The sequence below is a fragment of the Allostreptomyces psammosilenae genome (assembly GCF_013407765.1).
In the GTDB taxonomy this organism is placed as follows: domain Bacteria; phylum Actinomycetota; class Actinomycetes; order Streptomycetales; family Streptomycetaceae; genus Allostreptomyces; species Allostreptomyces psammosilenae.
Map to the genome: position 1 here is coordinate 467,851 of NZ_JACBZD010000001.1, position 10,522 is coordinate 478,372.

9 protein-coding genes are annotated in these 10,522 nt (G+C 76.2%); 7 read left to right on the plus strand and 2 right to left on the minus strand.

All coding sequences use genetic code 11. From position 1 onward, the window contains the following. The first annotated feature begins 301 nt into the window (after window positions 1-301). The gene (locus tag FHU37_RS28825) at window positions 302-829 is read left to right on the plus strand and encodes a LysM peptidoglycan-binding domain-containing protein (RefSeq protein WP_281394528.1); all 528 of its coding nucleotides are present in this window, start codon (window positions 302-304) and stop codon (window positions 827-829) included. 105 nt (window positions 830-934) lie between these two features. Here FHU37_RS28825 and FHU37_RS01795 read toward each other — a convergent pair whose 3' ends face one another. Beyond that, window positions 935-1,747 (minus strand): tyrosine-protein phosphatase, encoded by an 813-nt coding sequence (locus FHU37_RS01795; RefSeq protein WP_179815957.1) that lies wholly within the window; start codon window positions 1,745-1,747, stop codon window positions 935-937. 334 nt (window positions 1,748-2,081) lie between these two features. Beyond that, window positions 2,082-2,906, minus strand: coding sequence for a FadR/GntR family transcriptional regulator (locus FHU37_RS01800; RefSeq protein ID WP_218903906.1), 825 nt, complete (start codon window positions 2,904-2,906; stop codon window positions 2,082-2,084). Between the two features lie 392 nt (window positions 2,907-3,298). On the opposite strand from FHU37_RS01800, the gene FHU37_RS01805 reads away from it, so the two are divergent. The 6 genes from FHU37_RS01805 to FHU37_RS01830 all read left to right on the plus strand — a co-directional run bounded on the left by FHU37_RS01805 (window position 3,299) and on the right by FHU37_RS01830 (window position 10,479). Further along, the gene (locus FHU37_RS01805) at window positions 3,299-4,771 is read left to right on the plus strand and encodes a cytochrome P450 (protein WP_312892376.1); all 1,473 of its coding nucleotides are present in this window, start codon (window positions 3,299-3,301) and stop codon (window positions 4,769-4,771) included. Beyond that, window positions 4,768-5,907: a cytochrome P450 family protein gene (locus FHU37_RS01810; RefSeq protein ID WP_376773880.1), complete on the plus strand. Its 1,140-nt coding sequence runs from the start codon at window positions 4,768-4,770 to the stop codon at window positions 5,905-5,907. Before FHU37_RS01805 ends, FHU37_RS01810 begins: the two co-directional genes overlap by 4 nt. A gap of 297 nt (window positions 5,908-6,204) precedes the next feature. Beyond that, complete coding sequence (locus FHU37_RS01815) at window positions 6,205-7,116, plus strand: TIGR03619 family F420-dependent LLM class oxidoreductase (RefSeq protein WP_179812463.1); 912 nt, start codon at window positions 6,205-6,207, stop codon at window positions 7,114-7,116. Window positions 7,117-7,256: 140 nt separating this feature from the next. Next, on the plus strand, window positions 7,257-8,135 hold the full coding sequence (locus FHU37_RS01820) for a (Fe-S)-binding protein (protein WP_179812464.1): 879 nt from the start codon (window positions 7,257-7,259) through the stop codon (window positions 8,133-8,135). A 35-nt stretch (window positions 8,136-8,170) separates the two neighbouring features. After that, window positions 8,171-9,748: a lactate utilization protein B gene (locus FHU37_RS01825; protein WP_179815958.1), complete on the plus strand. Its 1,578-nt coding sequence runs from the start codon at window positions 8,171-8,173 to the stop codon at window positions 9,746-9,748. Next, window positions 9,745-10,479: a LutC/YkgG family protein gene (locus FHU37_RS01830; RefSeq protein ID WP_179812465.1), complete on the plus strand. Its 735-nt coding sequence runs from the start codon at window positions 9,745-9,747 to the stop codon at window positions 10,477-10,479. The genes FHU37_RS01825 and FHU37_RS01830 overlap by 4 nt, the downstream gene beginning before the upstream one ends. Window positions 10,480-10,522: the final 43 nt, after the last annotated feature.

A 10,522-nucleotide genomic window follows, 5' to 3' on the forward strand; every position in this document is an offset into this window, starting at 1 on the left:
CGCGGGAGTGGCTGCGGTGGTCACGGGCGGGATCCGGCTGTGCGAAGTCGACCCGGCCCGATCGATTGGTGGTGTCGAATGTCCGAGCGGTCCCCCGTTCGGCCCACCGCCGGTCACACTTACGATCATCGTCCGGCGACCGGGGCCGGTCGGTGCGGGGCCGGTCGGTGCGGGGCCGGGGGACTCCGGTCGGGTGATTCGGGGTGGCGTGGCCGGCGTGGTGACGTGTGGTCGCCGATAGTCGACGTACTGTCACCGCATGGCGTCTGTGAAAGTAGGATCATCATCTCTGCGGATGGTCATGCTCCGTAGGTTCCTCGCCTCCACGACCGTCGGCAGCACCCTCCTGGTGGCCGCCGCGCCCGGTGCCGGCGCGGCGCCGGAGCGGCTCTGGGACGCGCTCGCGCAGTGCGAGAGCGGCGGAGACTGGCAGGCCAACACCGGAAACGGCTTCTACGGCGGCCTGCAGATCTCCCTGGCCACCTGGGAGGCGCACCACGGCCTCGACTTCGCCGCCCGCCCGGACCTCGCCCCGCGGGCCGACCAGATCACCGTCGCCGAACACATCCGCGACACCCAGGGCTGGGACGCCTGGCCGCACTGCTCGGTGCAGTTGGGGCTGGGCGACCGCCAGGGCGAGGAGGACGGCGCGGCCGCGGCCGACACCGCCGGGGACGGCTACACGGTGCAGCCCGGCGACACCCTGCACTCCATCGCGGACCGGTTCGCGGTCGAGGGCGGCTGGCTGGCGCTGTACCGGGCCAACCGGGAGCAGATCGGCCCGGACCCCGGGCACATCACCCCGGGGACCGTCCTGGTGATCCCGTAGTCCGACCGTCGCGGTGCGCGCCGGGCCGGTGCGCGGCGGGCGGGTCCACGGCGGTCGGGGACCGGCGCGCCGGTCCGCGGCCACCGGGCACCGCGCCGTCGGGGGCTACGCCGGAGCGCCGCCGTCCACGGTGGTCAGCAGCGTCTCGCGCAGCCGTTCGCGCATGTCCGGGCCGCAGCCCAGCCCTTCGGTCAGGTAGCGCTCCTCGCTGCCCCAGTTCCGGCGCACCTCGTCCACAGCGGCGTGCAGGTACGACAGCCGGGCGTCGAAGAGCGGGGCCACCAGGGTGGCGATCTCCGAGTCCGGGTCGGGCACGCTCCCGTCCGCCCGGCGGAACCGGTACAGCCGGTGCGCCGCGCTGCTGGCCAGGTAGTCCCGCTCGATGGCGTCCCAGCGCACGCCCAGGGCCAGCAGCACCACGGCCGCGGACCAGCCGGCCCGGTCCTTGCCCGCGGTGCAGTGGATCAGCGCCGGGACGCCGTCCGGCTCGGCCAGCAGCCGCAGCATCCTGCCGTGCTCGGCGGTCCGCTCGGTGACGATCCTGCGGTAGGAGTCGCGCATCCGGTGTTCCGCGCGGCCGTCGCCGAGCGCCCGGCGCAGCTCGTCCAGCCGGCCGGACTGGACGATGGCCCAGAACTCCGCCCCGGAGGCCGGGTCGCTCAGCGGCATGTTGAGGTGGCGGACGCCGCGGAGCGGCACGTCCGGGCCGTCCAGCGAGATGTCCACGTGGTGGCGTAGGTCGAGGATGAGCCGCAGGCCGAGCCCGTCCAGCACGGCGACGTCCTCGGCGGTCGCGGCCGCGAGGTGTCCGCTGCGGAAGAGCCGCCCGTGCCGCACCCGGCCGGTGCCGTCGGCGGTGGGCAGGCCGCCGAGGTCCCGGAAGTTGCGCACGCCGGTCAGTCGGGTCTCGTCCGGCATCTCCTCCACGGCCCCGTCCGGGCTGCCGGTCACCGCCCGTGCCGCGGCGGCCTCGGCCGCCGCGCCCACCACGACGCCGTCCACCGGCCCGCCGCCGTCCGTCGGGGCGCCGCCGTTCGCGGGGACACCGCCGGGCGTGGGACTCTCCTCGGGCACGGGGCCCTCCTTACCTGCTGCCGCGACCGCGGCCACACCGCCGAGCACCGCGCTGCCCGGTCGCCCATGGTCGCCGAGCCGTCGTCATCCGGCCGGCGAACGGCCCCGCGACGGTCAGCGGACGATCAGCCGGTGATCGGCCGGCGGTCGTCGGCGGTCTGACCCGGGCCCGTTCCGTTCAGGGGCCCGTCCGCCGATGGTCGCCCGAGGCGTCCCCGGTTGTCGAGCCGGTGTGGTCCGGGAGACCGGCGCGGATGCGCGTCACCTCCGGGTAGGTGTGCCGCAGGTGCGCCTCCAGCGCGGCGACCCCCCGCTCCGGGGCGCCCTCGCGGATCGCCGCGTAGATCCGCTCGTGGTCCTCGCGCAGCCGTGCGGCGACCGTCGGCCACTGTCCGAGGCGCGCCACCGCGTCCACCGCGTGCCGGTGCACGGCGTCCCGCAGCGCCCGCATGAAGGCGGAGACCAGCCGGTTCCCGCAGGCCTGGGCGATCGCCACGTGGAACGCGGTGTCCAGCCGGACGAAGTCGCCGAGGGGGAGACCGGGGTCCCGCATGGCCTCCAGCGGCTCCGCGATGCGCGCCCACTCCGCCTCGCCGGCGTGCCGGGCGGCGGTCTCCACCGTCCAGCGCTCGATCATCATCCGGGACTCGACGACCTCGGTCATCCGGAAGCTGGCCAGTTCCACGTGCATGCGCAGGACGTCGGCCAGCGCCGCGGAGGAGGAGCCGACGAGCGTGGCGCCGGCGTCCGGCCCGCTGCCCGTCTGCGCGCTGAGCACCCCGAGGGCCTCCAGCACCCGCATCGCCTCGCGCACCGAGGAGCGGGAGACGCCGAGGTCGGTGGCCAGCTGGCGCTCGCCGGGCAGCCGGTCGCCGATGGAGAGCTCGCCCGCCACGATGCGCGCCTCGATCGTGCCGAGCACCTCCTCGAACGCCCGCTTGCGGCGCGGCGCCCGCGCGGCCGTGTCGTCCGGTCGCGGCGCGGGTCCGCCGAGGTCAGCCACGAAGCCGCTCCCTGTCGTCGTCGGTGGTCCGGTCGCCCGTCCCCGGTTGTCCGTTCCCCGCTCCGCCGTCGCCGGTGGTCCGGTCGCCCGGATCGGCCAGGGGTGGCCCGGATCGGCCAGGGGTGCCAGGGGCCCGGATCGGTGGCGGGACCCGGACCGACCGGTGGCCCGGTCGCCGGGGGGCGCACCTGTGAGTCTGCACCACGTCCGCGCCGGGCGGCGCACCGGGCGGGGCGGGACGGGCGTCGCGGAATGATCGTCCTCTTGTCTCTTGAACGGCGGTGGCGGCAAGATCATGTGCCGCTGGGCGCCCCCTCCCCGGGCACCGTGTTCTCCCACCGCTCCGGCGGGCGCCGCGTCCCGCGCCCGATACGCCGACCCCCGGAGACCCCATGCCCCACGACGCCGGCACGCCCGCCGGACCCCGGCTCGCGTCCGTCCCTTCCGGCTGTCCCGCGCACCAGGCCCCCGGCCCGCGGGGCGGTGCCGCGCCCGGTGCCGCCCCGGTCGACGAGCCGGCGCGGCTGTACGGGCAGCGCTTCCAGGACGACCCGCACGGGCTGTACGAGGAGCTGCGGGCCCGGCACGGCAGCGTGGCGCCGGTCGTCCTGGAGGGCGGCGTGCCGGCCTGGCTGGTGGTCGGCTACCAGGCGCTCCTCCAGCTCGTCCGCAACCCGGAGGTGTTCTCCCGGGACTCCCGCAACTGGCGGGACGCGGCCGAGGGGCGGGTGCCGGCGGACTGGCCGCTGTGGCCGATGGTGGCCTACATGCCGGCGATGCTGTACGCCGACGGCATCGAGCACCAGCGGCGCGGCGGCGCCGTCACCGACAGCCTCGGCCGGTTCGACCGGCGGGATCTGCAGCGCTACGTCGAGCGCGTCGCCGACGAGCTGATCGACGCGTTCGTCGCGGAGGGAGAGGCCGACCTGCTGGTCCGGTTCGCCCAGCCGCTGCCGCTGCTGGCCGTGGGCCACGTCGTCGGGGTGCCGGACGAGGACGGCCCCGACCTGGTGCGGGCGATCAACACCATGCTGGACGGCGGCGAGGACGCGCTGGCCGCGCAGCGCGAGTTCGCCGGGATCATGGGCCGCACGGTGGCGAACCGGCAGGAGGCCCCCGGCCCGGACGTCGCCTCCCGGATGCTCGCCCACGAGGCGGGGCTCAGCGCCGAGGAGGTCCTCAACGACCTGCTGGTGGTCATGACCGCCGGCCACCAGACCACGTCGAACTGGATCGGCAACACGCTGCGGCTGATGCTGACCGACCCGCGCTTCCACGCCTCGGTGGCGGTCGGCCGGCAGACCGTCGCCGACGCCCTCGAACAGGTGCTGTGGCAGGACCCGCCGTCGCAGAACAGCGCGGGCCGCTGGGCCACCCAGGACACCCTGCTGGACGGCACCCCGATCCGGGCGGGCGACTTCCTGATCCTCGGCATCACCGGCGCCAACAACGACCCGGAGGTCCGCCCCCGGACGGACGGCCCCGGCGCCAGCCGCGCCCACCTGGCCTGGGGTTCCGGCCCGCACATGTGCCCCTACCCGGCGCAGGAGATCGCCCGGATGGTGTGCCGCACCGCCGTGGAGACGATCCTGCGCCGGCTGCCCGACCTCCGGCTCGCCGTGCCGGAGGAGGAGCTGACCTGGCGGCCCACCCCGTGGATGCGCGGGCTGACCGCCCTGCCCGTCGCCTTCACCCCCCAGCGACCCACCCCAGGAGAGAGCGCATGGACCGCGACCGCTGCCCCGTCCACCCAATCGTCCTCGACCCCGAGGCCCGCGACGTCCACGGAGAGGGAGAGCGCCTCCGCGCCGCCGGCCCGGTCGTCCCGGTGGAGCTTCCTGACCAGGTGGCTGCGTGGTCGGTGACCCACCACGAGGTGGCCCGCACCCTGCTGATGGACCCCCGGCTGGTCAAGGACATCGGCCACTGGGGCGCCTGGCGGCGCGGCGAGGTCCCGCCCACCTGGCCGCTGCGCGGCATGGTGGACCTGCCGCCGAGCATGGTCACCACCGACGGCGCGGTGCACAGCCGGCTGCGCACGCCCGTCTCGCGGACCTTCACCGCGCGGCGGGTGGAGGAGCTGCGGCCCCGGGTGGAGGAGATCACCCACGCCCTGCTGGACGAGCTGGCCGAGGTACCGCCGGGCACCCCGATCGACCTGAAGGCGCGGTTCGCCTTCCCGCTGCCGATGGGCGTCATCGGCGACCTGTTCGGGGTGGCCCGGGAGCGCCACCCGCGGCTGCGCGAGCTGTACGACAGCCTGTTCAACACCACGGCGGGCCCCGAGGAGGTCGTCGCCACGCTGATGACCCTGCACGGGTTCTACGGGGAACTGGTCGCCGCCAAGCGCGCGGCCCCGGGCGACGACCTGACCAGCGCGCTGATCGCCACGGCCGGCGACGGGGAGCCGTTCACCGACGAGGAGATGGTCGGCACCCTGGAGACGATGGTGGCGGCCGGGCACGAGACCACCGTCAACCTGATCGTCAACGCCGTCCGCGCCCTGCTCGCCCACCCCGACCAGCTCGCCCTGGTGCGCGCCGGGAAGGTCTCGTGGGAGGCGGTGGTGGAGGAGACGCTGCGCTGGGACGCGCCGACCAGCCACGTGCTGTTCCGCTTCGCGACCGAGGACATCGAGGTGGGGGACGTGGTGATCGGCGAGGGCGAGGCGGTGATGATCTCCTACGCCGCCATCGGCCGCGACGCCTCCTGGCACGGGCCGGACGCCGACCGCTTCGACGTCACCCGCGAGGCGCGCCACCACCTGTCCTTCGGGCACGGACCGCACCACTGCCCGGGCGCGCCGCTGTCCCGGATGGAGGCGCGGGTGGCGCTGCCGGCGCTCTTCGAGCGCTTCCCCGACCTGGCGCTGGCGGTGGGGGACGCCGAGCTGCGGCCGAACCCGTCGATGGTGGTCAACAGCCTGAGCACCCTGCCGGTCCTGCTGCGCCCGGCGGCCGAGCGGGAGCCGGTGGCGGCGCAGCCCCGGCCGGTCGGCTGAGGACCGCCGACGGGTAGCGGCCGCGCGGGCCTGCGGGCCCCGGCCCGGTGGGTCGCCACCGGACCGGGGCCCGTCGGCGTCCGGCGCGCGTGGGGCGACGCGCCTGGGGGACGCGGCGGTGGCGGGCGCGCGTGGGGTGGCGCCGGCGGGGCAGGAGCAGTGGCGGCGTCCGGCCCGGCCCGCGGCGAGTTGCCGCCGCCGCGGCGGGATGGCTGCCGCGGCGGGCGCGGCCCCGGTGACCTCCGTGCGGGCGGCCCGGTCCTGGCGCCGTCCGGTGACCGAGGAGGAGTTCCCACGATGCGCGTCGGCTTCACGCTTCCCCAGTTCGGCACGCTGGCCCACCAGGCGGGGCAGGTGACCCGGTTCGCCCGGGAGGCCGAGCGCCTCGGCGCGGACAGCCTGTGGGTCGGCGACCGTCTGCTGGCGCCGGCCGAACCCACCGTCGGCTACGCCGGCGGCGCCACCATCCCGCGCTCGTTCCACTCCGTGCTGGACCCGTTCGCGCTGCTCGCCGCCGCCGCCGCGGTCACCGGGCGGGTGGAGCTGGGCAGCGGCGTGCTGAACGCGCCCTGGTACCCGCCGGTCGCCCTCGCCCGCTCGCTGACCAGCATCGACCAGCTCAGCGACGGCCGCCTGCTGGTCGGCTTCGGCACCGGCTGGTCCCCCGAGGAGTACCGGGCCGCCGGCGTGCCGATGCGGGAGCGCGGCGCCCGGCTGGAGGAGTGCCTGGAGGTGCTCGACGCGTTCTGGTCGGCCGAGCCCGGCGTGCCCGTCCGGCACCGGGGACGGTTCTGGGACGTGCCGCCCACCCATGTCGCCCTGTGGCCGGCCCGGCGTCCCCGGCCGCCGGTGTACCTGGCCGGGTCCGCGCCGGCGGCGACCCGCCGGGTCGCGCTGCGGGCCGACGGATGGCTGCCGGTGGTGACCGTGCCTGGCGACGTCGATCCCGCCGCGGCGATCGGCGAACCGCTGCGCCGGATCCGCGCGGAGGCGGAGCGGGCCGGGCGCGACCCGGCCTCGCTCGGCGCCGTGCTGCGGGTCGTCCCGCTCCCCGGGGCGACGCTGCGCGACGTCGTCGACTTCCTCGCCCGGGCCCGCGACGAGGCCGGGATCGACCACGCCTGCGTGGAGCTGGGGAGCCCGGCGGAGAACGTGGACCAGGCCCTGGACCTGTGCCAGCGCCTGCTGGAGATGACCCGGGCCAGCTGAGCCGCCGGCGCGGGTGCGGGCCGGACGCCCGAGTGGCCCACGCTACTGTGATGTGGTCTGACCACACGCTACAGTTCTGTGGTCAGACCACACGGCCCACGGCCCCCCACTGACCGGCGACCACCGGAAGGACGCACCGCATGCGCGTGGGACTCTTCCTCACCTGCGTCAACGACACCCTCTATCCCGGCACGGGACGCGCCACCGTGCGCCTGCTGGAGCGCCTCGGCGTCGAGGTGGACTTCCCCGCCGCCCAGACCTGCTGCGGCCAGATGCACTACAACACCGGCTACCGGCACGACGCCGAGCCGCTGGCCCGGCGCTACGCGGACACCTTCGCGGACTACGACGCGATCGTGGTGCCCTCCGGCTCGTGCGCCGCCATGGTCCGCGACAACTACCCCCGCCTCGGCCGACGCGCCCGGGACGAGGGCCGCGGCGAGGCCCTCGCCGCCCACCTCGACCCGGTGGTGCCGAAGACCTACGAGCTCAGCGAGTTCCTGTTGGACGTGCTCGGCGTCACCGACGTCGGCGCCTACTTCCCGCACCGGGTGACCTACCACCCGACCTGCCACTCCTCCCGGATGCTCGGCGTCGGCGACCGCCCGCTCCGGCTGCTGCGCGCGGTGCGCGGGCTGACCCTGCTGGAGCTGCCGGAGAAGGAGCAGTGCTGCGGCTTCGGCGGCACCTTCGCGCTGAAGAACCCCGACGTCTCCGCCGCGATGGGCACGGACAAGGCCCGGCACACCATCGCCACCGGCGCCGAGGTGCTGTGCGCCGCCGACAACTCCTGCCTGATGCACATCGGCGGCACCCTCAACCGGCAGCGCGCCGGGGTGCGGGTGATGCACCTCGCCGAGATCCTGGCGTCCACCGAGTCCGAGCCCGCGGACCCGTCCTCGGCACCGGCCGCCGCCGGCGCCCGGGCCGCCGGCGCCCCCTGTGCCCCCGCGGCGGACTGCGCCCCCGCCGCGGCCTGCGCCCCCGCGTCCACCACCGCCCGAGGAGGCAGCCGGTGACCCGCTCCGTCCGCAGCACCCCCGTCGACCTCGGCATGCCCGCCTTCCCGACCTTCCCCAAGGCCGCCCGGGAGGCCACCGGGAACGCCCAGCTGCGCCACAACCTGCGCAAGGCCACCGGCACCATCCGCGGCAAGCGCGCCGCCGTCGTGGCGGAACTCGACGACTGGGCCGAGCTCCGCCGCGCCGGCAAGCAGATCAAGGAACGCACCCTCCGCCACCTGGACACCTACCTGGAGCAGGTCGAGGCCGCGGTGATCGCGGCCGGCGGCACGGTGCACTGGGCCGCCGACGCCGCCGAGGCCAACCGGATCGTCACCGACCTGGTGCGGGCCACCGGCGAGCGCGACGTCATCAAGGTGAAGTCGATGGCCACCCAGGAGATCGGGCTCAACGAGGCGCTGGCCGAGGCGGGCATCACCGCCTACGAGACCGACCTGGCCGAGCTGATCGTGCAGCTCGGCGACGACCGCCCCTCGCACATCCTGGTCCCCGCGATCCACCGCAACCGCTCCGAGGTGCGCGAGATCTTCCGCGACCGGATGGGGGAGTGGGGCCGTCCGGCGCCCGACGACCTCACCGACGAGCCCGCGGACCTGGCCGCCGCCGCCCGGCGCCACCTGCGGGAACGCTTCCTCAGCAGCAAGGTGGCGATCTCCGGCGCCAACTTCCTGGTCGCCGAGACCGGCACGGCCGTCGTCGTGGAGTCCGAGGGCAACGGCCGGATGTGCCTGACCCTGCCGGAGACCCTGATCTCCGTCGTCGGCATCGAGAAGATCGTGCCCACCTGGGCCGACCTGGAGGTCTTCCTCCAGCTCCTGCCCCGCTCCTCCACCGGTGAGCGGATGAACCCCTACACCTCCACCTGGACCGGCACCACCGCGGCGGACGGCGCGGGCGACGGCCCCGGCACCTTCCACCTGGTGCTGCTGGACAACGGCCGCACCGACACCCTGGCCGACACCGTGGGCCGGCAGGCGCTGCGCTGCATCCGCTGCTCCGCCTGCCTGAACGTCTGCCCGGTCTACGAGCGGGCCGGCGGCCACGCCTACGGCTCGGTCTACCCCGGCCCGATCGGCGCGATCCTCACCCCGCAGCTGCGCGGCACCGCGGACCCGCTGGACGCCTCGCTGCCCTACGCCTCCTCGCTCTGCGGCGCCTGCTACGAGGTCTGCCCCGTCGCCATCGACATCCCCGAGGTCCTCGTCCACCTGCGGGAGCGGGTGGTGCAGGGCGACGCCGAACACCCCCGGGCCAAGGGCCACCTCGCCGAACGGGTCGCCATGCGCGCCGCCCGCACCCTGTTGGACAGCCCCCGGCTGCTCGGCGCCGCCCAGCGGGCCGGGATCGCCACCCGCCGGCTGCACCCCGGCCGGCTGCCCGGACCCGGCGCGGCCTGGACGGACACCCGCGACCTGCCGCAGTTCCCCGACGAGTCGTTCCGCGACTGGTGGGCGCGCCGCTCCGCCGCCGGCGAGGGCGCTCCGGCCGCTCCGGCCGCGCCCGCCCGGCCCACCCCCGAGGCCGGGCAGACCCCCGAGGCCGGGAACGCCCCCGCGTCGGGGGACACCCCGAGCACCACCCCCACCAGCGCGCCGGAGGAGCGGAAGTGACCACGCCCCGCACACCGTCCACCCAGCCCCGCACGCCCGGCGGCGCCGGCAGCGGCTCCCGGGCCGCCGTGCTCGCCCGGGTCCGCGCGGCGCTGCGGGACGTCCCCGCCACCGAGCGCCCCGAGGACGTCCCGGTCTCCCGCGACTACCGGCGCAGCCACCTCGACGACGACCCGGCGCGCCGCCTCGCGGTGCTGCACGAGAACCTGGTGGACTACCGGGCCAGCGTCCACCCGGCCACCCCGGGGGCCGTCGCGGCCACCGTCGCCCGGCTGCTCGCCGAACGGGGCAGCGCCAGCTGCGTCGTGCCGCCCGGGCTGCCCGAGGAGTGGCTGGCCGAGCTGGGCGACGGCGTCGAGGTGCTGCGCGACGACCCGGCCGGCCGGCCGCTCGGCGCCGAACGGCTGGACGCGGTGGACGCCGTGCTCACCGGCTGCGCGGTGGCGGTCGCCGAGACCGGCACCATCGTGCTGGACGCCTCCGCCGGCCAGGGGCGGCGCGTGCTCACCCTCATCCCGGACCACCACGTGTGCGTGGTGCGGGCCGACCAGGTGGTGGCGTCCGTGCCGCAGGCCCTCGCCGTCCTCGACCCGACCCGCCCGCTCACCTGGATCTCGGGGCCGTCGGCCACCAGCGACATCGAGCTGGACCGGGTCGAGGGCGTGCACGGCCCGCGCCGGCTGGACGTGATCCTGGTCCACGCGGACGGCGACGCGCCCCCCGCCCCCTGACGGAACGCTCCCTCGACGGTGACGCCGCGTCACCCCGTCGGCG